The organism is Streptomyces sp. YS415 (assembly GCF_023544665.1).
In the GTDB taxonomy this organism is placed as follows: domain Bacteria; phylum Actinomycetota; class Actinomycetes; order Streptomycetales; family Streptomycetaceae; genus Streptomyces.
Genome location: NZ_JAMJFL010000035.1, coordinates 39,024 through 60,119 on the forward strand (window position 1 = coordinate 39,024; position 21,096 = coordinate 60,119).

Sequence of the window (21,096 nt, forward strand, 5' to 3'; positions counted from 1 at the left end):
CTGGCACGCGTGTGCGACCGAAGGGGGCGCGGGGAGCGGCGCGACCAGCCAGGACCACCCCGCGCCGGCCACCGACCCGTCCCGCTCCCGCCCTCAGGCGCGCCGCAGCACCGTGGCCCAGTCCGCGGGCACCCGCCCCGCGGGCCCCGGCGAGGGCTGCTCCGCGGGATGACTGACCGGCGGCGTCAGCTCCGGCCCCGACTCGTACAGTTCGGAGGAGCCGTAGTCCCAGAACCACTCCTCACCCGGCTCGAAACTCTGCACCACGGGATGCCCGGTGGCCTTGAAGTGCTCCGTGGCGTGCTGTCCGGGAGAGGAGTCGCAGCACCCGATGTGCCCGCACTGCGCACACCGCCGCAGATGGAACCACCACCCGCCGTGCTCGTCGCACTCCACGCACCCGGCGCCGCTGGGCGGGGTGCCGGTGTCGATGCGCTCGGTCATACGGACTCCTCGTTCGTGTCGTCGTCGACGGCGGCGGTGAGCGGAAGCAGCACCTGGAAACGCGTGTCGCCCGGCTCGGACTCCACCTGGAGCGACCCGTGGTGCTTGTTGACCACGATCCGCCAGGAGATGTCCAGCCCCAGCCCGGTGCCCTCGCCCACGGGCTTGGTGGTGAAGAAGGGATCGAAGATCCGTCCGCGGATCTCCCGCGGGATGCCGACACCGGTGTCCCGGAACTCCACCAGCAGCCGGTCGTGCACGGCTGCCGTCCGCACGGTCAGCGTCCCTTCCCCGCCCGCACTGTTGATGGCGGAGACCGCGTTGTCGATGAGGTTCGTCCACACCTGGTTCAGCTCCGCCGGGTAGGCGGGGATCTCCGGGAGGCTGCGGTCGTACTCCTTGACGACCTTGATCTGCGGGCCGATCTTCCCGGAGAGCATCAGCAGGGTGCTGTCGAGGAGTTCGTGGACGTCGACGGTGCGGAAGGGGGCACGGTCGAGCTGCGAGTACTGCTTGGCGGCGTCGACCAGGTGCGAGATGCGCGTGGTGGAGTCCGCGATCTCGTCCATCAACAGCTCGGTCTCCACGGTGTAGTTGAGCCAGCCGATGGCCCCGGGGAGGATGTCCTCGTCCACGGCCGCCGCGACCTGCTCAAGCCAGTCCACGTCGAGTCCGGCCTGCACGAAGGTCGGTGCGAGCCGCCAGCCCTCGGTGATGCCGTGGTCGTCGAGCCAGTCGGTGAGCGCGTCCTCGCGGTCTGCGGCCTCCAGGGGGCCCAGGACCGGCGCCTTGCCGACGCGTTCGGCGGTGCGCTCCTGGATGTCGATGAGGCTCGCCAGGCTCTCGCGCGGGTACGGACCGGAGGAGATCACGGCCAGCTTGTGCCGCATCTTCGCCACCCGCTCGCGCAGCGTGGCGGTGGCCCGTACGGCCGCCGCCGCGGGGTTGTTGAGCTCATGGGTGAGCCCGGCGGACAACGAGCCCAGCGCCAGCAGCCGTTCGCGCTGGCCGATGACCTGCTGGGCGTTCTTCGAGCCGAAGAACAGCCCCTCCAGCAGGTGCACGGCCATCGGGAACCACTCCTGCATGATGGCCGCGAACGTGTCGGCGGGCAGCACGAAGAACCGCGTCGGCTCCGTCACCCGCATGGAGTTGTTGTAGACCTGCCGCTCCCGGTCGCCGAGATAGGCCTGCATGGCCCCCGAGTACACCCCGCGCTGGGAGCTGCGGATCACCTCCACGTCGTCCGTGCCGACCCGGCGGGACAGCACCACCGTGCCCTCGACCATGACGTAGAAGCAGGTGGCCGGTTCACCCTCCGCGTACACCGGCCCCGGCTCGAACCGCTCCACCCGTCCCTCGGCGCACAGCCTGCCGAGCTGTTCGGGGGAGAGCTTCTCGAACAGGAACAGCGAGCCGATCTCCGCGGGGCTGCACGGCACGGGCCGGCCGCTCACGACTGCTCCAGATAGCGGTGGACGAGCATCACGGCCATGGCTCCCTCTCCTACGGCGGACGCGACCCGCTTGGCGGACTCGGCGCGCGCGTCACCGGCCACGAAGACGCCCGGCACATTGGTCTCCAAGTGGTACGGCGGCCGGTCCAGCTCCCAGTCCGCGGGGGGCCGCCCGTCGGGCGTGAGGTCGGGCCCGGCGAGGATGAAGCCGCTGCTGTCGCGCAGCACGGTGCCGTCCAGCCAGTCGGTCAGCGGGGCGGCGCCGATGAAGACGAACAGCCACTGGGCGTCGACGAGTTCGCTCTCCCCGCTGTCCAGGTCGCGCAGCGTCAGCTGTTCCAGGTGGCCGTCGCCGTGAGCGGCCTCGACCACCGTCCGGGGGCGGACGCCGATGTTGGGCGCCTCGTTGATCTGCTGGATCAGGTAGTGCGACATCGACGCCGACAGATCCGCCCCGCGCACCAGCAGCGTCACCGACTTGGCACCCTTGGACAGGTACATCGCCGCCTGCCCGGCGGAGTTGGCGCCGCCGACGACGTACACGTCCTGCCCCTGGCAGGAGGGCGCCTCGGTCAGCGCAGAGCCGTAGAACACCCCGCAGCTGGTGAGTTCGGCGCAGCCGGGCGCCTGCAGCTGCCGGTAGGAGACACCGGTCGCCAGGATCACGCTGTGCGCGGCGATCGCCGAGCCGTCGGAGAACCGCACGAGGCGCGCGGCACCGCTGACCTCCAGGCCGGTGACCTCGCGTGCGGTGAGGACCTCGGCGCCGAACTTCGCGGCCTGCCGGCGGGCCCGGTCGGTGAGCTGGGCGCCGGAGACGCCGTCCGGGAAGCCGAGGTAGTTCTCGATCCGCGAGCTCTGCCCGGCCTGCCCGCCGGTGGCCGACCGCTCCACCAGCACCGTCCGCAGCCCCTCGGACGCCCCGTACACCGCGGCACCGAGTCCGGCGGGACCGCCGCCGATGACGACGAGGTCGTAGAAGTCGGCGGTCGGCGTGGTGGCGAGACCGACGCGCGCGGCGAGCTCCGGCGCGTCCGGCTCGACCAGCGGTGTCCCCTCCGGCGTGATCACCAGCGGCAGCCGCTGCCCGTCCTGCCCCGCGGCGGCGAGCAGCCGCCGCCCCTCGGGCTCGTCGGCGGAGTACCAGCGGTAGGGCACCTGGTTGCGGGCGAGGAACTCCCGCACGTCGGACGACCGGGCCGACCACCGGTGCCCGACGACCTTGGTGGCGGGCACCGGTCGGTACTCACTGCACCGCCACGCCTCCAGCAGGTCGTCCAGCACGGGGTAGAGCTTCTCCTCGGGCGGATCCCACGGCTTGAGGAGGTAGTGGTCGAGATCGACGACGTTGATGGCGTCGATGGCCGCGCTGGTGTCGGCGTACGCGGTGAGCAGGATCCGCCGCGCGCCGGGGTGGATGTCCATGGCCCGCTCGAGGAACTCGATGCCGTTCATCTGCGGCATCCGGTAGTCGGCCAGGATCACGGCCACGAGGTCGCCGCGCAGCTTCAGCTCCCGCAGCGCCTGAAGCGCGGACTCCCCGGACTCCGCGCGCACGATCCGGTACGACTCGCCGTAGCGTCGCCGCAGGTCACGGGCGACGGCGCGGGAGACCCCCGGGTCGTCGTCCACGGTCAGGATGACGGTCCGCGCGGATTCGGCGGCCTGTGCCATACGTCTCCCACCCCGAGAGTGTCCGGTGCCCGGGCACGGCGACCGCAGCCGCCGGGCCGGCTGTGGCCATCGTATGTTCGATCGCCGCGGTTCGCTCAGCCGATCCGTCCGCCCCGCTCGGACACCCGCTCCGCTCCGCTCAGCCGGTCGCCTCGCCGAGCACGCGGTAGGTCACATGCGTGACCAGGCTCGCCGCGCGGGACGTCGCCTGCTCCAGCCGCAGCGGCGGGACGCCCTCGAACAGGCGGGTGCCGGCGCCGATGGTGAGGGGCGCGATGTGCAGCCGCAGTTCGTCGGCGAGGCCGGCGGCGAGGTACTGGTTGATGGTGGTGGCGCCGCCGTGGACCAGTACTTCGCCGGCGCCCGCCGCCGCGCGTGCCTGCGCCAGGGCCGACTCGATGCCGTCGGTGACGAAGTGGAACGTGGTGCCGCCGGCCATCGGCTGCGGCTCGCGCGCGTGATGCGTGAGCACGAACACCGGCGCGTGGAACGGCGGGTTCTCGCCCCACCAGCCGTTCCAGGGCCGGTCCCACGCCCCGCGCACGGGGCCGAACATGTTGCGGCCCATGATGAAGGCCCCGGCGCCCGCCAGCAGGTCGATCTCCGCCCGGTTCTCGTCGGGGGTGTCGAACATCCAGGCGTGCAGCCCGGCGCCCGAACCGTCCCCGCCGTCGTCGCCGAAGGGGCGTTCCTCGCTCTGGTGCAGCCCGGCCCCGTAGCCGTCGGCCGAGACCGTGAGGTCGCAGACCACCTTGCCCGTGCGGTCGCTCATCGCGCTGTCCTCCGTCGCGTCGTGCGGTCAGTGGCGGCGTGCCGCCAGCACGCAGAACTCGTTGCCCTCGGGGTCGGCCAGCGTCACCCACGGCTGCTCGCCCTGGCCGACGTCGGCGGGGCGGGCGCCCAGGCCGAGGAGCCGGGAGACCTCGGCCTGCTGGTCGTCCGGGCGGAAGTCGAGGTGCAGCCGGTTCTTGCCGCTCTTCGCCTCCGGGACCGGGACGAAGATCAGGCCCGGGAGGCGGTCCGGCTCCGGGCGGATCTCGTACTCGTCGGGGGAGTCGTCGAGGACCGTCCAGCCGAGGGCCTCCGCCCACCAGGCGCCCAGGGCCGCCGGATCCGCCGAGTCCACCACTACCTGCTCCCACTCCAATGCCATGCGTGCAGGGTAGTGAAGACTGTGGGCACCGACGTGACCGCGACACAGGAGGAAAACCGCAATGACGCGCCCGATCACGGCAGGATTCGACGGAACCGAGGAAAGCCTCGCCGCACTGGGGTGGGCGGCTCGGGAGGCGGTCCGGCGAGGGCTCGCGCTGCGGGTGGTGCACGCCTGGCGGTTCCAGGCGCTGGAGGCGGTCGAGGAGGCCGATCCCGGCACCCAGGCCCAGTGGGCGCGGGAGGCGGTGGCGGGGGCCGCCCGGGACATAGGGGAGCGGCATCCCGGTCTTGAGGTGACGACCGACGCGCTGGAGGGCGGGCCCGTCGACGCGCTCGTCACCGCCGCCGCGGACGCCGAGATGCTCGTCCTGGGATCGCGGGGGCACGGCGCGGTCGTCGGGTTCCTGCTCGGTTCCGTCGGGCAGCAGGTGATCGTGGAGGCCGAGCGGCCCGTCGTGCTGGTGCGGGCCGGCGACAAGCCAGCCGCCGAGGTCGCCGGGCACGAGATCGTCGTCGGTCAGCAGGGCGATCCGGAGGACAGCGCGGCGGCGCTGCGGTTCGCGTTCGAGACGGCCGCGGCGCGTGGGGCCACGGTGCGGGCCGTGCGGGCCTGGACGCTGCCGCCGCTGTTCGCGTACAGCCCCGGCTCGCTGAAGCTGCTCGACGACGCGGGCGGGCTCGAGCCGTTCGAGCAGAAGGCGCTGGCGGCGGCCCTGCAGCCGTGGCGGGACCGGTTCCCGGACGTCCATGTCGTGGAGCATGTGGAGATGGGCAGCGCCGGGCAGGTGCTGTTGTCGGTGGCCGGGCGGGCGCAGCTGATGGTGGTGGGGCGCCGCGTCCACCGTACGGCGGTCGGCGCGCGGATCGGCTCGGTCGCGCACGGCGTGCTGCACCACGCCGGCTGCCCGGTGGCCGTGGTGCCGCCCGCGTCCTGAGTCAGCCCGTCTCGCCCGAGGTGGGCTGGAGCGTCTCGCGGGCCGTGGGGAGGACGTTGTTGATGTAGTCCGCAACGGCCGTGTCCAGCCCTATGTCGTGCTGCGCGCGCTCCGACAGGTACCAGCGGTGTTCGAGGAGTTCGTGGTAGATCTCCGCGGCGTCCATCGAGCCGCGCAGCTCGAGCGGGACCGCTCGTACCGTGGGGCGGAACACGTCGCGTACCCAGCGGTGGGCGAGGACCTCGGGGCGGGCGGCGAGGGGGTCGCCCGGGGCGTAGTCGTCCTGGGTGGCCATCCAGCTCTCCAGGTCGTTCAGCAGCCGCCGGGCCTGGTTCTCCTCGGTGTCCAGGCCCGTCAGGCGCAGGAGTTGGCGCTGGTGGTGACCGGCGTCGACGACCTTGGGGACGAAGGTGACGGTGTCGCCGTTGGAGGAGTGCTCGATCTGCATCTCCGCGACGTCGAAGCCGAGGTCGTTGAGGCGGCGTATCCGGCGTTCTATGTAGTGGTACTTGCCCGCCGGGTACACCGAGGTGCGGGTCAGCTCCTGCCACAGGCCCTGGTAGCGGGCGCAGATCTCGGTGCCGAACTCGATCGGGTCCACCGAGGGGTGCAGCGCCCCGGACGCCTCCAGGTCCAGCAGTTCGCCGCTGATGTTGACGCGGGCGAGGTCGAGGTCGTAGTCCCGCTGGCCGGTGCTGAGCTGGGGGTGCAGGTCGCCGGTCTCGGCGTCGACCAGGTAGGCGGCGTAGGCGCCCGCGTCGCGCCGGAAGAGGGTGTTGGACAGGGAGCAGTCGCCCCAGGCGAACCCGGCCAGGTGGAGCCGCACCAGGAGCACGGCCAGGGCGTCCATCAGCCGGTGCATGGTCGCCGGGCGCATCGTCGTCTCGAACATCGAGCGGTACGGCATGGAACCGCCGAGGTGGCGGGTGACCAGCACCGGCTCCAGGGGCGCGCCCTCGGCGTCGGCGCGTCCGGTGACGACGGCCAGGGGGTCCACCGCCGGGATGCCGATCCGGTCCAGGTCGCGCAGCAGCTCGTACTCGCGCAGGGCGGGCCGTTCGGCGAGTTCCTTGACCGCGATGACCTCCTCCCCGGCGCGGGCGTACCGGACGACGTGCCGGGAGATGCCGCGGGGCAGCGGCACGAGGTATTCCTCGGGCCACTCCTCCAGGGGCAGGTGCCAGGGCAGCTCCAGCAGGAGCGCGGGGTGCTCCGGGTTGGTCGCGCTGATCTGAAGGGCCATGGGCGGGGTGTCCTCGTCTCGCCGGTGATCGTCACCTCACCCTAGACGGCGCGCTCCCCGGCCTGAAGTGCCGCTTCACGGACCGGACCGCGGTGGGCGGGGCCGTGGCCGGGCAGGAGCAGGTCGGCCTCCAGGGTGCCGAGCAGGTCCAGGGAGGCCAGGGCGCGGGCGCGCTCGTGGTGGAACATGCCGAGCAGCAGCTGCGGGCCCTGGAGGCGGGACGTCGGGTGGCCGCTCACCAGGGCGTCCCCGGCGATCAGGACGCCGCTGTCCGGCAGGTGGAAGGCGCAGTGGCCGTCGGTGTGGCCCGGGGTGTGCACCGGTACCGGGTGTCCCGGCAGGTCGAGCGGGGCGCCGGGCGTGAAGGCCTCCGGCGCGGTGACGGGGACGTGCGCCGTGCCGCCGGAGCGGAGCGCGTGCAGCGCCCACGGCACGACGCCCGGCCGCCACCCGTTGCGCAGGACCTGTCCCACCGACACCTGGTGGAGGAACTCGCGCCGGGCGTGCGGCACTTCGGCCTCGTGCAGCAGGACGGGCGTGCCGTAGGTGGTGCGCAGGAACTCGGCCGAGCCCACGTGGTCGTTGTGGGCGTGCGTGATCAGTACGGCGGCCACGGCCTCGGGTGAAGTCCCCGCCTCGGCGAGGGAGGCGAGCAGTTGGTCCCGGTCTCCGGGGTAGCCGGTGTCGATCAGCGTGGCCGCGTCACCCTCGGTGAGGACGACCCAGTTGGTGTTGCTGCCGTGCACCAGATAGATCCCGTCGGCCACGTGCCGCACGCGCGCCCGCATAACCGTCCCCCGTCCCGGGTTGCCGCTCGACGGGACCAGCAAAGCAGATCACCGGGCGGGCGCGGGACGGGGGTCAGTGCACCCCGTGCGGCCGGAACTGGATGCTGATGCGCGGTCCCGTGGCGCGCGAGCTCTTCGGGATGGCGTGTTCCCATGTTCGCTGGCAGGAACCGCCCATCACGATCAGGTCGCCGTGGCCCAGCGGGCGGCGGACGGTCTCGCCCCCGCCCATCGGGCGCAGCAGCAGGTCCCGCGGCGCGCCCACCGAGACGATCGCGACCATGGTGTCCTCGCGGGCGCCCCGGCCGATCCGGTCGCCGTGCCAGGCGACGCTGTCCCGGCCGTCGCGGTAGAAGCAGAGCCCCGCCGTGGTGAAGGGCTCGCCCAGCTCCTCGGCGTAGCGTGCGCTCAGCGCGGCCCGCGCCTCGTCCAGCACCGGATGCGGCAGCGCGTCATCGGCCCCGTAGAAGGCGAGCAGCCGGGGCACGTCGACGACGTGGTCGTACATCTTCCGGCGTTCGGCGCGCCAGGGGACCTCGGCGGCGAGGTGTTCGAACAGCGTGTCCGAGCCGCTGAGCCAGCCGGGCAGCACGTCGATCCAGGCGCCCCGGCCGAGGGCGGTGCGGCGGATCCCGTCGAGGGACCCGAGCCGCAGCTGGTCCGTCTGGTCGAAGAGGGATCCCTGGAGGTGCGTGGTCATGGATCCAGCGTACTCCTTATCGAAAACTTGTTCCTATCGGGAATCGGGTCCGACAAGGCCCTTTCGATGCACTGATGTATCGGATACATTCGCGCACCGAACGTGGGGACCGACCGGGAGGACGGCCATGGTGGCGGAGCAGACGGCGCGGCGCGTGACCAGGCGTCGCGTGCGCACCCGGGCCAACCTGCTGGATGCCGCCTTCGCCGTCTTCGCCGCCAAGGGGTTCGGCCGGGTGTCGATCGAGGAGGTCTGCGACGCCGCCGGCTACAGCCGCGGCGCCTTCTACTCCAACTTCGACAGCCTCGACGAACTCTTCTTCGCCCTCTACCGGCAGCGCGCCGACCTGATCGCCGAGCAGGTCGCCGACGCGCTGGCGCTGGACGGGCCCGCGCTCGACGTACCGGAGTCCGTGGACCGGGTCACCGAGGTCCTGCTGCTCGATGTGGAGTGGCTGCTGGTGAAGACGGACTTCCTGGTGCACGCGGCCCGGGACCCGGCCGTCGCGCAGAGCCTGCTGGAGCACCGCGAGCGGCTGCGCGCGGCCATCGCCGACCGGCTTGGCCGGGCCACCGGGCACACCCGGTTGCCCGCCGTGTTCGGCGGCATCGACGGCGCCGCGCGCGCGGTCGTCGCCGCCTACGACGGGGTCACCACCCAACTGCTGCTGGACAAGGACGTCGACAGCGCCCGCGCCTGGCTCAAGCAACTGCTCACCGCCCTGCTGACCGACGGCAGCGGCACCCCCCAATGAGGAAGGGAACGGTCGCATGGATGCCGACGTCATCGTCGTCGGAGCGGGCCTCGCGGGCCTGGTCGCCGCACACGAACTCACCAGCCGGGGCCGCCGGGTCGCCCTGGTGGACCAGGAGAACGCGAGCAACCTGGGCGGACAGGCCTTCTGGTCGTTCGGCGGGCTGTTCCTCGTCGACACCCCGGAGCAGCGGCGCCTGAAGATCAAGGACTCCTTCGAGCTGGCCTGGAACGACTGGCAGGGCAGCGCCGGCTTCGACCGCCTCGACGACGAGGACTCCTGGGCGGTGCGCTGGGCACGGGCCTACGTCGAGTTCGCGGCGGGGGAGAAGCGGTCCTGGCTGGCGGGGCACGGCATCACGTTCCTGCCCACCGTCGGCTGGGCCGAGCGCGGCGACCTCAGGGCGCACGGCCACGGCAACTCCGTGCCCCGCTTCCACATCGCCTGGGGCACCGGCACCGGCGTGGTCGAGCCGTTCGTCGGCTACGCCCGGCAGGCCGCGCGCGACGGGCTGCTGACCTTCCACCACCGCCACCGGGTCGACGAACTCGTCATCGAGGACGGCCAGGCACGCGGCGTGCGCGGCACCCTCCTCGCCGAGGACACCTCGGCCCGGGGCGTGCGGTCCAACCGCGACCGCGTCGGCGACTTCGAACTCACCGCCCAGGCCGTCGTCGTGACCACCGGCGGCATCGGCGCCGACCACGACATCGTGCGCCGCTACTGGCCCGAGCGCCTCGGCACCCCGCCCGCCGAGATGGTCACCGGAGTCCCCGCATACGTGGACGGCCGGATGCTCGACATCAGCGCACGGGCGGGCGTACGGCTGGTCAACCGCGACCGCATGTGGCACTACACCGAAGGCCTGCAGAACTGGGACCCGATCTGGCCCGGACACGGCATCCGCATCCTGCCCGGACCGTCCTCGATGTGGTTCGACGCGCTGGGCCGCCGGCTGCCCGACCCCTGCCTGCCCGGCTACGACACCCTCGGCACCCTCAAGTACCTGCGCACCACCGAGGACATCGCCGGCTACGACCACTCCTGGTTCGTCCTCACCCAGAAGATCATCGAGAAGGAGTTCGCGCTCTCCGGCTCCGAACAGAACCCCGACATCACCGCCAAGGACCGCGCGGGCTTCCTCAAGGAACGGGTGCTCGGCAAGGGCGCGCCCGGACCGGTCGACGCGTTCCTGCGCAAGGGCGCCGACTTCGTGACCGCCCCCAACCTGGAGCAGCTCGTCGAGAAGATGAACGGCCTCACCGGCAAGGCGCTGCTCGACGCGGCCGTCCTCCGGCGCCAGATCGAGGCCCGGGACCTGCAACTGGCCAACTCCTACAGCAAGGACGCCCAGGTGCAGGGCATCCGCAACGCCCGCCGCTACATCGGCGACCGGCTCGGCCGGGTCGCCACCCCGCACCGCATCCTCGACCCCGCGGCGGGCCCGCTGATCGGCGTCAAGCTGCACATCCTCACCCGCAAGACCCTGGGCGGCATCCAGACCGACCTCGACTCCCGCGCGCTGGGCGCCGACGGGCAGCCGGTGGACGGGCTGTACGCGGCCGGCGAGGTGGCCGGCTTCGGCGGCGGCGGGGTGCACGGCTACAACGCGCTGGAGGGCACCTTCCTCGGCGGCTGCCTGTTCTCCGGGCGGGCGGCGGGACGGGCCGCCGCACAGCAGACCCGCTGAGCATCAGCCCAGCAGCCGGGCCAGGACGGCCGCGTGACTCTCCTCGGGAGTCTTCGCGGCCGTCAGCAGCGTCACGGCCCCCTTCTCCGCCAACTCCCTGAAACGCGTGAGCAGTTCAGCCGCCTCGGGGGCCTCCAGCTCGGCCTCGTACCGGCGGGCGAACTCCTCGTAGGACCTCCCGCCCGCGTGGTACCAGCGGCGCAGCTCGGTCGACGGGGTCAGCGCCTTGGGCCACTCGTCCACCCCGGCCGCGTCCTTCGACACCCCGCGCGGCCACAGCCGGTCGACCAGGACGCGGACGCCGTTGCCCGGCTCGGGCGGGTCGTAGACGCGGCGGATGCGGATGCTCACGGTCGGGCCTCTCCACGCGGGGCTGACGGGTTCCTCACAAGTGTCCGCCAAGGTCGAGGCATGATCACGCCGAACCCGCGGGCCGCTCTGCTGGCCGTCTGCCTCCTGCTCACCGGATGCGGCACCGGTGCCGCGGCGACCACCCCGACCGCCGCGGCCCCCACGACCCCCGCGCCCCAGCCGGAGATCTCGCTCGACCTGGCCCCCCAGCAGATCCCCGGCCTCGGTGCCCGGACCTGGGCCAAGGTGCCCTCCGGCACCCGCCAGGCCCTCGTGGTGACCGGCCGCGGCAAGAACTCGCCCCGTTCCACGGCCGTCCTGTACGAGCGCACCGACGCCAGCTGGGAGGCGGGCGAGAGCCTGCCCGCGCACAACGCGCTGAAAGGCTGGACCGACCACCACCGGGTCGGTGATCTGCGCTCGCCGATCGGTGTCTTCACCCTCACCGACGCCGGCGGACGGCTGCGCGACCCGGGGACCCGGCTGCCGTACGACCACGGCCCCGGCTTCACGGCGACCGGTACCGGCTTCGAGGGCGAGCCCCTGGCGGGCTCCTTCGACTACGTCATCGCCATCGACTACAACCGCAAGCCGGGGACCTCACCGCTCGACTGGACCCGCCCGCTGGGCGACGGCCGCGGCGGCGGCATATGGCTCCACGTCGACCACGACGGACCCACCCAGGGCTGTGTGAGCCTCGCGAAGGCCCATATGAGAAGGCTGCTGCTGGCCCTCGACCCCGCCAAAGAGCCCGTCGTCGTCATGGGCGACGCGAACTCCCTCGCCCGCTGACCGCCTAGGATCCGCCGGGTGTGCGCACATGTGCTGGTCGCCGAGGACGACGAGATGCAGGCCGAACTGATCCGGCGCTCCCTGCTGGCGGAGGGTCACACCGCCACCGTGGTCCACGACGGCCCCGCCGCCCTGGACGCGGCCCGGCGGCTGCGCCCCGACCTCGTCGTGCTGGACCTGATGCTCCCGGTGATCGACGGCTTCGGGGTGTGCCGGGTGTTGCGCCGGAACCCCGGGAACCCGGACATCCCGGTGCTGATGCTCACGGCGCGCTCCGCCGAGGACGACGTCCTGCTCGGGCTCGAACTGGGCGCCGACGACTACATGACCAAGCCGTACAGCCCGCGCGAGCTGATGGCCCGTATCCGCACCGTGCTGCGGCGCAGCGGACGGGCCGCGGACCGCAAGGAGGACCCCGTCGTACGGGCCGCGGGCCTCGCCGTCGATCCGGTACGGCACGAGGTGCGCTGCGACGGGGAACCGGTGGAGTGCACCCCGGCCGAGTTCCAGATCCTGCTCGCCATGACCGCCGAGCCCGAGCGGGTCTTCTCCCGGCGGCAGTTGCTGGAGTGCACCCGGGGCACCGACCGGGCCTCCACCGAACGGGCCGTGGACGTCCACATCATGAACCTGCGCCGCAAGATCGAGGCCGATCCGCGGCGGCCGGTCCGGCTGCTGACGGTGTTCGGAGTGGGCTACAAGCTGAGCGGCGGCCGCGGATGAGCTCCGGCATACCCCTGCGCAAGCGGCTCCTGGTCCGGCTGCTGATCGCCTCGGTGCTGATCGCCGTGTGCTCGGTGGCGGCGACGGCCTGGCTGGCGGTGGAGACCACCACCCGCGCCCTGCGCGAGGAGCAGGGCCAGGTCCTCGCCGACGACATGGACGTCCTCGACCGGCTCAGCGGGTACGCGGCCACCCACGCCGACTGGAAGGGCGTACAGGGCACCCTGCGCGAGCTGTCCCAGCGGATCGGCCGGCGCATCGCCCTGACCGACGGCGACCGCACGGTGATCGCCGACTCCGCGGCGCCGGGGACCCCGCTGCCCCCGCGGGCCGCCGCCACCGTCGACCCGCTGACCGTCGACACCCGCACCGACCGCGGCGCCCAGCGCGCCGGCACCGACCCCCGGGTGGTCGGCCCCTACCGGCTGCCCGCCGCCGAACGCGCCCGGCTGGACCGGCTGGCCGGACAGCGGCGCGCGTGTTTCGCCCGCAACGGGATCGAGGCGACCGTGGAGCGCACCGCGAGCGGTCGCCCGATTCTCACCGACGACGACGGCAGCGCCCTCGACTACGTGCCCTTCGAGTGCGCCGACGGACGGCTCAACACGCCCACCGCCACCGAGGACAAGGCGCTGAGCGAGCTGACCGCACGCGCCCGCGCCTGCTTGGATGCGCGGGGCGTGGACTTCCATGAGCCGCTGTTCGTCGCCGTGGACGTCACCGAGCGCAGGATGACCACCCGGTACCTCATGGGCAAGCTGCTGGCGCAGCCGCAGGCGAACGCCCAGCGGCAGGCGCAGGACTGCGTCGAGCAGGCCCGCCGGGCCCAGCTCGACCCCTATGTCGCCCCGCCCGCCCACCTGTTCCTCGGCGTCGGGGACCGGCCCGCCGTCCGCTTCGACCTGTCCCCGGCCAACTGGACCAAGGTGGTGGGCGCCGCGGGCCTGGTGCTCGCCGTCACCGTGGCCGTGACCGCCGCCGTCGCCACCCGGCTGGTCAGGCCGCTGCGGGCACTGACCGCGGCCGCCCAGCAATCACCCGAGCGGCATGTGCGGGTGCCCGTCACCACCCGGGACGAGACCGGGATCCTCGCGGCCGCGTTCAACGAACTCACCGAGCGCCGCGCCCGGTTGGAGGCCCAGCGGAAGGCGATGGTCAGCGACATCGCCCATGAACTGCGCAGCCCGCTCACCAACATCCGCGGCTGGCTCGAGGTCACCCGGGACGGTCTCGTCGAACCCGACCCGGCGCTGCTGGGCTCCCTGCACGAGGAGGCGCTCGTCCTGCAGCGCGTCATCGACGATCTCCAGGACCTCGCCGACGCCGACGCCGGCACCCTGCGGCTGCACCGCGAACCGGTGCGCGCCGGTGAACTCCTCGACCAGGTCGCCGCCGCCCACCGCGTCGCCGCCGACGCGGCAGGGGTCACCCTGCGCACTGCGGCGCAGGGTGACCCCTGGATGGAAGCCGACCCGGTACGGATGCGGCAGGCGCTCGGCAACCTCGTCTCCAACGCGCTGCGGCACACCCCCACGGGTGGTGCCGTGACACTGTCCGCGCGCCACGACGGCGACGCGGTGGTCCTGGAGGTCGCCGACACCGGAAGCGGGATCGCGCCCGAGGACCTGCCGCACGTCTTCGACCGGTTCTGGCGGGCGGAGAAGTCCCGCAGCCGCCGCACCGGTGGCAGCGGACTCGGTCTGCCCATCGTCCGCCACCTGCTGGCCGCACACGGCGGTACGGCCGCGGCGGCGAGCGAGCCCGGCACCGGCTCGGTGTTCATGCTCCGGCTGCCCGCGTGCGGACCGCCGGCGGACACCTGACGGGCTGTTACCCGCTGCGGCGGCGCGCGGAGGCCCGCCGCCGCAGCAGCGCCACGCGTTCCGTCTCGGTCGTCGCGCCCCAGACACCGACCGTCTGGCGGGTGTCCAACGCCCAGCTCAGGCACTGCTCCTGCACCGGACAACGCCGGCACACCGCCTTCGCCTGTTCCGTCTGCATCAGTGCCGGCCCCGAGGTACCGATCGGGAAGAAGAGGTCGGGGTCCTCTTGACGGCATGCGGCCCGGCCGCGCCAGTCGTCCATCGAAGTCACCTGTGCCCTATGTCGTACGTGCCTTTCGAATGCGGTCAGTCGCTTTCGGGTCACCTGTCGACACGGGAGTGAAACCATGGATTTCTGAGCCGGGGCACGATCACTGCTCGCGCAGGCCCCACGGGGAGCCGTAGGCGGTCAGCAGATCCAGGAACGGGCGGGCGGGGAACGCCTCCGGGCCGAGCACGCCGGCGCCCGACCATGCGCCGCTCGCGAGGAGTTCGAGCGCGACGACCGGATTGACGGCCGTCTGCCACACCACGGCCTGGCTGCCGTACTCGGCCATCGACCACGCGTTGTCGACGACGTGGTACAGGTACACCTCGCGCGGCGCTCCGTCCTTCACGCCCCGCACCCAGGTGCCCGCGCAGGTCTTGCCGCGCATCCGCCCGCCGAGGGTCGCCGGGTCGGGCAGACATGCGGCGACCACGTCCCGGGGCGAGACCCGCACCGGCCCGTCGGGGCCCGGCACGGTCACCGGGTCGGTGCGGTCCAGGCCCAGCAGGTGCAGCGTCTTGAGGGTGCTGATGAACTCCTCGCCGAGCCCGTACTTGAAGGTGACGCGGCGGGCGTCGACCCAGCGCGGGACCAGCAGCACCTCCTCGTGCTCCACGTTCACGCACTCCACCGGCCCGATGCCCTCGGGGAAGTCGAACACCTCGGGCTCGCTGAAGGGTTCGGTGGTGAACCAGCCCCGGTCGGCCTCGTAGACGACCGGTGGGTTCAGGCACTCCTCGATCGTGGTCCAGATGCTGAAGGAGGGGGCGAAGTCGTAACCGTCGACGGTGAGGTTCGCGCCGTCCCGCACGCCGATCTCCTCGATCTCGTCGAAGAGTTCATCGGCCGCGTAGCGGGCGAAGACATCGGACAGGCCCGGCTCCACGCCCATGCCGACCAGGGCCAGCGCGCCGTCCTTCGCCCACGCCTCGGCCTCGGCGAACTGCTCGTCGCCGAGCTTGACCCCGCACGCCCGGTACGGCTCCTCGGGGTGCGGCCGCGACAGGGACATCGCCATGTCGACATAGGTGGTACCGGCTGCGCGCGCCGCCCGGAACAGCGGCATCACGAAGCGCGGGTCGGTGGCGTTGAGCAGGACGTCGCAGGAGTGGCGGCGCAGCAGCGCGGCCACCGCGGCCTCGTCGCCGGCGTCGACCCGCTCGGCCAGGAACCGGGGGTCGTCGAGGTGGGCGACGGCCGCCTCGGCACGCGCCGGGTCGAAGTCGGCGACCACCATCGCCTCGAAGAACGGACGCCGGGCGGCGATCCGGGTGACGGCGGTGCCGACACCGCCGGCGCCCACGAGCAGTACACGCATGACGAGAACTCCCTGTCGGAGGAGAGGAGGGGAGGGGAGAGGAGAGGAGGGGAGAGGAGCGGAGAGGGGGGAGAGGGGAAAGAACGCGGGGGCCCCGGCGCAGATACAACGCCCGCACTCCACGTAAGGTCAATGGCGTTGGCATAAGGCGGGAGGCGGACGTGCCCAAACCAGTGGTCCCCGAGGACAAGCGGCGCCGGCGCCGTCCGACCAAGAGCGGCACGGTGCTGTCCGAGGCGCTGATCGTGGACACCGCCCTGCGCCTGCTGCGCGAGCACGGCAGCGCCGGGCTCACCGCCCGCCGCCTGGGGCTGGCCCTGGACGCCGATCCGAGCACCCTGTACCGGTACTTCCGCGGCATGGACGACCTGACCCTCGCGATCGGCGACGCGCTCATCGGACAGGCCCTGCGCGGCTGGCGGCCGACGGGGGAGTGGCGGGCGGACCTCAGGACGGTCGGGCTCAGGATCCACGCGGCCTACGTCGCCCATCCGCAGGCCGCCCTGCTCACCACGAACCGCGTCACCGGCCGGGCCAACGAACTCGCCGCCGACGAGGCGGTGCTGGACGTCCTGCGCACCGCCGGCTTCCCGCTGCCCGAGACGGTCCGGATCTACCACGCCTTCATCGACCAGACCCTGGCCTTCGCCGCCCTCGACGCCGCCTCCCTGGCCCTGCCGAGCGCCGCGCTGCGCGCCGACGAGGCGATGTGGCGCTCCACGTACGCCCGGCTGCCCCGCACCACCCACCCCCGCATCGCCGAGGCGGCCCCCCTGCTGGCGACCCGCATGGTGACCAGCGCCTATCCGACGGCCCTGGAGATGCTCCTGGACAGCGCGCAGGCCCGGCTGGAGGGCGAGAGCTAGGCGTCCAGCACCTCGGCCGCCGTCGTCGCCACCGCATCCGCCAGCGTCGCCAGGGCGGGGGAGTCCAGCTTCCACTGCTGCCAGTACAGCGGTACGTCCAGCGGCCGCTCCGGGGCGAGGGAGACGAGCCGTCCGTCCCGCAGTCGGGGGCCGGCCTGGATCTCCGGGACCATGCCCCAGCCGAGGCCGGTCTCGACGGCCGCCAGGAACCCCTCGGACGTGGGGATCCGGTGCCGGACCGCACCGGCGCCGTCCCGGCGCAACCGGCGCAGGAAGGTGTCCTGGAGTTCGTCGCTGCGGTCGAAGGTCACCACCGGCGCTGCAGGCAGCGCCTGCCGCAGCGGTCCGGCGAGATGCCGCTCGACGAAACCGGGGCTCGCCGCGGCGACGTACCGCATCCTGCCGAGCGGGCGTACGGAGCACCCGGTGACCGGCTCGGCCGCGGAGGTCACCGCCGCCATCACCAGGCCCTCCCGGAGCAGGGCCGCCGTATGGGCCTCGTCCTCGCGGCGCAGTTCGAAGCAGAGCCGCGGGTCGGACGGCACGCGGGTGAGGGCGTCGAGGAACCAGGTCGCCAGGGAGTCGGCGTTGACCGCCACCGACACCCGGGTCGGTTCCGCCTCCGCGCCGCCCATGCCCAGCTCGGCCCGCGCGTCGCGCTCCAGCCGGGCGAGCTGGCGCGCGAACCGCACGACGACGGCGCCGGACTCGGTGGGGCGCACCGGTTTGGTCCGCACCAGCAGCACGCGCCCCGTGCGCTGCTCGAGCGCCTTCACCCGCTGGCTGACCGCGGACGGCGTCACGTGCAGTTCGGCCGCGGCGGCCTCGAACGTGCCCTCGTCCACGACCGCGAGCAGCGTCCGCACGTGGTCCAGCGGCAGCTCCGTCATCATCACGAGAGCTAATGGTACGTAAGAATCTTTAGCTGTACACAAGGCCGCGGGCTCTCTAGCGTCGACGTCATGCCCACCGCACTCGCCACAGCCGCCGCCGGTTTCGGCACCGGCCTCTCGCTCATCGTCGCCATCGGCGCCCAGAACGCCTTCGTCCTGCGCCAGGGCATCCGCCGTGACACCGTCCTCGCCGTCGTCGGCATCTGCGCCCTGTCCGACGCCGCGCTCATCGCCCTCGGCGTCGGCGGCGTGGGCGCGATCGTGGTGGCCTGGCCGGGTGCGCTGACGGCGGTCGGCTGGATCGGCGGAGCGTTCCTGATCGCCTACGGCGTCCTCGCCGCCCGGCGCGTATTTCGCCCGGCCGGTGCGCTGCAGGCGGACGGGGAGGCCACGGGCTCGCGCCGCCGGGCGGTGCTGACCTGTCTGGCGATGACCTGGCTCAACCCGCACGTCTACCTCGACACGGTGTTCCTGCTCGGCTCCGTCGCCGCCGACCGCGGCGACCTGCGCTGGACGTTCGGGCTCGGCGCCGTCCTCGCCAGCCTGTGCTGGTTCACCGCGCTCGGCTACGGCGCCCGGCTGCTCAGCCCGCTGCTCGCCCGTCCCGCGGCCTGGCGGATCGTCGACGGCCTGGTCGCCGCGATGATGCTCGTCCTCGGTGCGTCACTGATCCTCGGAAGCTGAGATCCCTCACCCCGAACTCCCGTGGGCCGGTGCCATTCTTCGCCGGTGTCCACGGGCTTCCGGCACCAGGGCGCACACAGCGCGGTCCGCGGGGCGATCCTGCGGTCCGCCGCCACCGACGAGATGCGCGGCCGGACGCAGGGCGTCTTCACCCTTGTCGCCGCGGGCGGGCCGCGCCTCGCCGATGTGCTGCACGGCACGGCGGGCTCCGCCTGCGGCGCGCGCCCAAGCCGTCGCGGGCGGCGGCCTGCTGGTCGTCGCGGCGATGCTCGGCCCCGCCCTCGCCGTCCCGGCGCTGCGCCGCCACCGGGTCCGACGACGCCTACAGGGCGCTGCGCCGGCGCATCCCGTACTGCTCCATGAGCTTGCCCCGGGTCATCTCCAGCCGGTGCGCCAGGATCTCGGCGACCGTGCGGACCAGGATCATCCCGAGCTGCTGGTCCTCCTCGCACAGCCGGAGCACGGTCGCGGCGTCGAACTCGTAGGCGCGCACCGGGCTGAACGCCTCCGCGCCGAAGTCCCACTGGTACGGCGGAAACAGCCAGGACCAGCCGAGCAGATCCCCGGAGCCGAGGCTGGCGACGGTGACCCGCTGCACGGAGGTCACCTGCTGGTCGAGGGACACGGCACCGGAGCGGATCACCCAGAACCGGTCGGCGGTGCCGCCGGCCTCGAAGATGCGGGCGTCCTCCGGGAAGGAGACCTCCTTGGCCGCCGTCATCAGGTGGCTGCGCTGGGGCGGGGGAAGGGCGGTCAGCAGTTTGGTCGCTTTGGTCATGACACGGGGCTCCTCGCCGGCGTCGGGGTTCCGGGGCTTTCCCTACGCCCATTTCAGCCGCTGCCGAGGCGAAGAGCACCTTGACGGACTACAGAACCGGTGGAGATTTCCGCAGGCATGAAAAAGCCCTGGCTGGACGGGGGAAGCCAGCCAGGGCCGTATGCGGGGTCCGGGGGACGGTTCACATCGACCCCGCGACCACGTATGGATGAACGGTAAACCATCTCGGGTCGCCCTGCGAAACCCGCAGCGGGTCACGTGACCCGTTTCACTCCCGGTCCGCCGTCACCCGGATCGTCTCCAGGCTCGTATCGCTCGGATCCGGCAGATTCATGCCCGCGTCCCGGCCGGTGAGCAGGTACCGCAGCACCGGCTCGGTCAGTCGCTCACCGGGCAGCACGACCGGGATGCCCGGCGGATACGGCGTGATCATCTCGGCCGCGATCCGGCCGGCCGCCTCCTCGACCGGCACGTCCTCGGCGGGCCCGAAGAAGGCGTCCCGCGGCGGCTCGGCCTGCTCCAGCCGCAGCTCGGCAGGGGGCGGCACCTCCACCCCCGGCACCGGCCGCAGCTCCGGCGCCGCCGCCACGAGATCCTTGAGCCCGGCGAGCAGCTCACCCGTCGTCTCCTCGTCGTCCCCGTGCGTGATCTGCGCGCCGATCCGCCGGTGGTCGTTGAGGTGGACGTCGATCTCCCGGTGCTGGCGCAGCCAGTCCGCCGCCCGGTACCCGGTGATGCCGAGGCCGTCGACCTCGATGGTGACGGTCAGCGGATCGAGATCGTCCGCGAGGCCGGCGCCGCAGAAGTCGTCCCGGTCGTTGACATGCAGGCCGTCGAGGCGCTCGATGTCCTCCCGCAACCGGGCCGCGAGGTCCAGCGCACCGCCCATCAGGTCCTTGCCGCGCAGCGCCATCTGGCGGCGCCAGCCGTCCAGACCCGCGTAGATCAGCACCGAGGGGCTGGTGGTGCTGAGCAGGTCCGAGCGCATCTTGAGCAGCTGGGGCGGCACCAGGTCGCCCTGGAGATGGAAGACCGAGCCCTGTTCCAGCCCGCTGCCCATCTTGTGCACGCTGGTCACGCAGATGTCCGCGCCCGCGTCCATCGCCCAGGTCGGCAGATCCGGATGGAAGGGCAGGTGCGCACCCCACGCCTCGTCCACGATCAGCGGCCTCGACCTGCGGTGACAGACCTCGGCGATCGCCTGAAGGTCCGCGCAGGTCCCGTACGGCGTGGGGCTGGTGACCAGGGCACCCTTGACGTCCGGGTGCTCGTCGAAGGCGCGGTCGAAGTCCGCCGCCGACGGGGGATGGGCGAGATGCCGTTCGGCGTCCCACTGGGGCTCGACCCACACCGGCTCGATCCCGGCGATGATCAGCCCCGACACCACGGACTTGTGGGCGTCCCGCCCGATCAGCAGCCGCTCGTGCGGGCCCGCGACGGACAGCATCGCCGCCTTGACGGACAGGGAGGAGCCGCAGGTGGTGAAGAACGTGTGGTCGGCGTGGACCACATCGGCCATCAGCTCCTCGGCCCGCTCCAGCACCCGGCCCCGGGTGAGCCGGTCGTCGAGACCGCCCGAGGCCAGGACATCGCCGAGGAAGACCGCGTCCCCGAGGATCTCCCGGACCGCCGGATCCGCGCCGCGGGCCTGCTTGTGCCCGGGCGGGGAGAACGACGTCCGTCCTTGACGGTGGTAGTCGGCCAGGGCCTCCAGTACCGGTGCTCGCTCGTGATCGCGTTTCATGCGCGATCGGGTTCCCG

At 72.7% G+C, this 21,096-nt stretch carries 22 protein-coding genes and 1 pseudogene; 9 read left to right on the plus strand and 14 right to left on the minus strand.

Annotation, left to right across the window (positions count from 1 at the left end; genetic code table 11):
• Positions 1-93: 93 nt before the first annotated feature.
• From M8H82_RS31380 to M8H82_RS31400, 5 genes are all read right to left on the minus strand, one after another.
• On the minus strand, positions 94-444 hold the full coding sequence (locus tag M8H82_RS31380) for a UBP-type zinc finger domain-containing protein (protein ID WP_250078480.1): 351 nt from the start codon (positions 442-444) through the stop codon (positions 94-96).
• A complete protein-coding gene (locus tag M8H82_RS31385) occupies positions 441-1,901 on the minus strand; it encodes an ATP-binding protein (RefSeq protein WP_250078481.1) in 1,461 nt (486 codons plus the stop codon). The genes M8H82_RS31380 and M8H82_RS31385 overlap by 4 nt, the downstream gene beginning before the upstream one ends.
• Positions 1,898-3,574 (minus strand): FAD-dependent oxidoreductase, encoded by a 1,677-nt coding sequence (locus M8H82_RS31390; RefSeq protein ID WP_250078482.1) that lies wholly within the window; start codon positions 3,572-3,574, stop codon positions 1,898-1,900. The genes M8H82_RS31385 and M8H82_RS31390 overlap by 4 nt, the downstream gene beginning before the upstream one ends.
• A gap of 139 nt (positions 3,575-3,713) precedes the next feature.
• Positions 3,714-4,346, minus strand: coding sequence for a dihydrofolate reductase family protein (locus M8H82_RS31395; protein ID WP_250078483.1), 633 nt, complete (start codon positions 4,344-4,346; stop codon positions 3,714-3,716).
• A gap of 27 nt (positions 4,347-4,373) precedes the next feature.
• The gene (locus M8H82_RS31400) at positions 4,374-4,727 is read right to left on the minus strand and encodes a VOC family protein (RefSeq protein WP_250078484.1); all 354 of its coding nucleotides are present in this window, start codon (positions 4,725-4,727) and stop codon (positions 4,374-4,376) included.
• Between the two features lie 61 nt (positions 4,728-4,788).
• Here M8H82_RS31400 and M8H82_RS31405 point away from each other — a divergent pair, with 61 nt between their 5' ends.
• Positions 4,789-5,664, plus strand: coding sequence for a universal stress protein (locus tag M8H82_RS31405; RefSeq protein ID WP_250078485.1), 876 nt, complete (start codon positions 4,789-4,791; stop codon positions 5,662-5,664).
• A gap of 1 nt (position 5,665) precedes the next feature.
• On the opposite strand, the gene M8H82_RS31410 is transcribed toward M8H82_RS31405, so the two are convergent.
• From M8H82_RS31410 to M8H82_RS31420, 3 genes are all read right to left on the minus strand, one after another.
• The gene (locus tag M8H82_RS31410; protein ID WP_250078486.1) at positions 5,666-6,907 is read right to left on the minus strand and encodes a DUF4032 domain-containing protein; all 1,242 of its coding nucleotides are present in this window, start codon (positions 6,905-6,907) and stop codon (positions 5,666-5,668) included.
• 41 nt (positions 6,908-6,948) lie between these two features.
• Positions 6,949-7,695 carry an MBL fold metallo-hydrolase gene (locus M8H82_RS31415; protein ID WP_250078487.1) on the minus strand — a complete coding sequence of 249 codons (747 nt, stop codon included), beginning with the start codon at positions 7,693-7,695 and terminating at the stop codon, positions 6,949-6,951.
• Positions 7,696-7,768: 73 nt separating this feature from the next.
• Positions 7,769-8,395 (minus strand): alpha-ketoglutarate-dependent dioxygenase AlkB, encoded by a 627-nt coding sequence (locus M8H82_RS31420; protein ID WP_250078488.1) that lies wholly within the window; start codon positions 8,393-8,395, stop codon positions 7,769-7,771.
• A gap of 127 nt (positions 8,396-8,522) precedes the next feature.
• Here M8H82_RS31420 and M8H82_RS31425 point away from each other — a divergent pair, with 127 nt between their 5' ends.
• Positions 8,523-9,149, plus strand: coding sequence for a TetR/AcrR family transcriptional regulator (locus M8H82_RS31425; RefSeq protein ID WP_250078489.1), 627 nt, complete (start codon positions 8,523-8,525; stop codon positions 9,147-9,149).
• A gap of 16 nt (positions 9,150-9,165) precedes the next feature.
• Positions 9,166-10,839, plus strand: coding sequence for an FAD-binding dehydrogenase (locus M8H82_RS31430; RefSeq protein ID WP_250078490.1), 1,674 nt, complete (start codon positions 9,166-9,168; stop codon positions 10,837-10,839).
• 3 nt (positions 10,840-10,842) lie between these two features.
• Here M8H82_RS31430 and M8H82_RS31435 read toward each other — a convergent pair whose 3' ends face one another.
• Complete coding sequence (locus tag M8H82_RS31435) at positions 10,843-11,190, minus strand: DUF488 domain-containing protein (RefSeq protein ID WP_250078491.1); 348 nt, start codon at positions 11,188-11,190, stop codon at positions 10,843-10,845.
• A 60-nt stretch (positions 11,191-11,250) separates the two neighbouring features.
• Between M8H82_RS31435 and M8H82_RS31440 the strand changes: the two genes are divergently transcribed.
• From M8H82_RS31440 to M8H82_RS31450, 3 genes are read left to right on the plus strand one after another with little or no spacing between them, the layout of a single operon-like run.
• On the plus strand, positions 11,251-11,982 hold the full coding sequence (locus M8H82_RS31440; RefSeq protein ID WP_250078492.1) for a L,D-transpeptidase family protein: 732 nt from the start codon (positions 11,251-11,253) through the stop codon (positions 11,980-11,982).
• An 18-nt stretch (positions 11,983-12,000) separates the two neighbouring features.
• Positions 12,001-12,705 carry a response regulator transcription factor gene (locus M8H82_RS31445; RefSeq protein WP_250078493.1) on the plus strand — a complete coding sequence of 235 codons (705 nt, stop codon included), beginning with the start codon at positions 12,001-12,003 and terminating at the stop codon, positions 12,703-12,705.
• Positions 12,702-14,528, plus strand: coding sequence for a cell wall metabolism sensor histidine kinase WalK (locus M8H82_RS31450; RefSeq protein ID WP_250078494.1), 1,827 nt, complete (start codon positions 12,702-12,704; stop codon positions 14,526-14,528). The genes M8H82_RS31445 and M8H82_RS31450 overlap by 4 nt, the downstream gene beginning before the upstream one ends.
• Positions 14,529-14,535: 7 nt before the next feature.
• Here M8H82_RS31450 and M8H82_RS31455 read toward each other — a convergent pair whose 3' ends face one another.
• Together M8H82_RS31455 and M8H82_RS31460 are read right to left on the minus strand one after the other, a co-directional pair.
• On the minus strand, positions 14,536-14,790 hold the full coding sequence (locus tag M8H82_RS31455; RefSeq protein ID WP_250078495.1) for a WhiB family transcriptional regulator: 255 nt from the start codon (positions 14,788-14,790) through the stop codon (positions 14,536-14,538).
• A 109-nt stretch (positions 14,791-14,899) separates the two neighbouring features.
• The gene (locus M8H82_RS31460) at positions 14,900-16,114 is read right to left on the minus strand and encodes a saccharopine dehydrogenase family protein (protein WP_250078496.1); all 1,215 of its coding nucleotides are present in this window, start codon (positions 16,112-16,114) and stop codon (positions 14,900-14,902) included.
• 161 nt (positions 16,115-16,275) lie between these two features.
• Here M8H82_RS31460 and M8H82_RS31465 point away from each other — a divergent pair, with 161 nt between their 5' ends.
• The gene (locus M8H82_RS31465) at positions 16,276-16,980 is read left to right on the plus strand and encodes a TetR/AcrR family transcriptional regulator (protein WP_250078497.1); all 705 of its coding nucleotides are present in this window, start codon (positions 16,276-16,278) and stop codon (positions 16,978-16,980) included.
• Here the strand turns inward: M8H82_RS31465 and M8H82_RS31470 are convergent.
• Positions 16,977-17,873, minus strand: a complete 897-nt coding sequence (locus M8H82_RS31470; RefSeq protein WP_250078517.1) for a LysR family transcriptional regulator ArgP — start codon at positions 17,871-17,873, stop codon at positions 16,977-16,979. The genes M8H82_RS31465 and M8H82_RS31470 overlap by 4 nt on opposite strands.
• A 69-nt stretch (positions 17,874-17,942) precedes the next feature.
• Here M8H82_RS31470 and M8H82_RS31475 point away from each other — a divergent pair, with 69 nt between their 5' ends.
• Together M8H82_RS31475 and M8H82_RS31480 are read left to right on the plus strand one after the other, a co-directional pair.
• On the plus strand, positions 17,943-18,557 hold the full coding sequence (locus M8H82_RS31475; protein ID WP_250078498.1) for a LysE/ArgO family amino acid transporter: 615 nt from the start codon (positions 17,943-17,945) through the stop codon (positions 18,555-18,557).
• A gap of 87 nt (positions 18,558-18,644) precedes the next feature.
• Positions 18,645-18,870: pseudogene (locus M8H82_RS31480) on the plus strand (MFS transporter); the annotation flags it as partial.
• Positions 18,871-18,879: 9 nt separating this feature from the next.
• Here the strand turns inward: M8H82_RS31480 and M8H82_RS31485 are convergent.
• Both M8H82_RS31485 and M8H82_RS31490 read right to left on the minus strand, forming a co-directional pair.
• The gene (locus M8H82_RS31485) at positions 18,880-19,335 is read right to left on the minus strand and encodes a cyclic nucleotide-binding domain-containing protein (RefSeq protein ID WP_250078499.1); all 456 of its coding nucleotides are present in this window, start codon (positions 19,333-19,335) and stop codon (positions 18,880-18,882) included.
• 268 nt (positions 19,336-19,603) lie between these two features.
• Complete coding sequence (locus tag M8H82_RS31490; protein ID WP_250078500.1) at positions 19,604-21,079, minus strand: aminotransferase class I/II-fold pyridoxal phosphate-dependent enzyme; 1,476 nt, start codon at positions 21,077-21,079, stop codon at positions 19,604-19,606.
• Between the last annotated feature and the right edge of the window lie 17 nt (positions 21,080-21,096).

Bases quoted from the DNA above. Each gene is read 5' to 3' on its own strand.
- M8H82_RS31380 (WP_250078480.1), bottom strand. From the start codon at position 444: ATGACCGAGCGCATCGACACCGGCACCCCGCCCAGCGGCGCCGGGTGC.
- M8H82_RS31390 (WP_250078482.1), bottom strand. From the start codon at position 3,574: ATGGCACAGGCCGCCGAATCCGCGCGGACCGTCATCCTGACCGTGGAC.
- M8H82_RS31395 (WP_250078483.1), bottom strand. From the start codon at position 4,346: ATGAGCGACCGCACGGGCAAGGTGGTCTGCGACCTCACGGTCTCGGCC.
- M8H82_RS31400 (WP_250078484.1), bottom strand. From the start codon at position 4,727: ATGGCATTGGAGTGGGAGCAGGTAGTGGTGGACTCGGCGGATCCGGCG.
- M8H82_RS31405 (WP_250078485.1), top strand. From the start codon at position 4,789: ATGACGCGCCCGATCACGGCAGGATTCGACGGAACCGAGGAAAGCCTC.
- M8H82_RS31410 (WP_250078486.1), bottom strand. From the start codon at position 6,907: ATGGCCCTTCAGATCAGCGCGACCAACCCGGAGCACCCCGCGCTCCTG.
- M8H82_RS31415 (WP_250078487.1), bottom strand. From the start codon at position 7,695: ATGCGGGCGCGCGTGCGGCACGTGGCCGACGGGATCTATCTGGTGCAC.
- M8H82_RS31420 (WP_250078488.1), bottom strand. From the start codon at position 8,395: ATGACCACGCACCTCCAGGGATCCCTCTTCGACCAGACGGACCAGCTG.
- M8H82_RS31425 (WP_250078489.1), top strand. From the start codon at position 8,523: ATGGTGGCGGAGCAGACGGCGCGGCGCGTGACCAGGCGTCGCGTGCGC.
- M8H82_RS31430 (WP_250078490.1), top strand. From the start codon at position 9,166: ATGGATGCCGACGTCATCGTCGTCGGAGCGGGCCTCGCGGGCCTGGTC.
- M8H82_RS31440 (WP_250078492.1), top strand. From the start codon at position 11,251: ATGATCACGCCGAACCCGCGGGCCGCTCTGCTGGCCGTCTGCCTCCTG.
- M8H82_RS31450 (WP_250078494.1), top strand. From the start codon at position 12,702: ATGAGCTCCGGCATACCCCTGCGCAAGCGGCTCCTGGTCCGGCTGCTG.
- M8H82_RS31455 (WP_250078495.1), bottom strand. From the start codon at position 14,790: ATGGACGACTGGCGCGGCCGGGCCGCATGCCGTCAAGAGGACCCCGAC.
- M8H82_RS31460 (WP_250078496.1), bottom strand. From the start codon at position 16,114: ATGCGTGTACTGCTCGTGGGCGCCGGCGGTGTCGGCACCGCCGTCACC.
- M8H82_RS31470 (WP_250078517.1), bottom strand. From the start codon at position 17,873: ATGATGACGGAGCTGCCGCTGGACCACGTGCGGACGCTGCTCGCGGTC.
- M8H82_RS31475 (WP_250078498.1), top strand. From the start codon at position 17,943: ATGCCCACCGCACTCGCCACAGCCGCCGCCGGTTTCGGCACCGGCCTC.
- M8H82_RS31485 (WP_250078499.1), bottom strand. From the start codon at position 19,335: ATGACCAAAGCGACCAAACTGCTGACCGCCCTTCCCCCGCCCCAGCGC.
- M8H82_RS31490 (WP_250078500.1), bottom strand. From the start codon at position 21,079: ATGAAACGCGATCACGAGCGAGCACCGGTACTGGAGGCCCTGGCCGAC.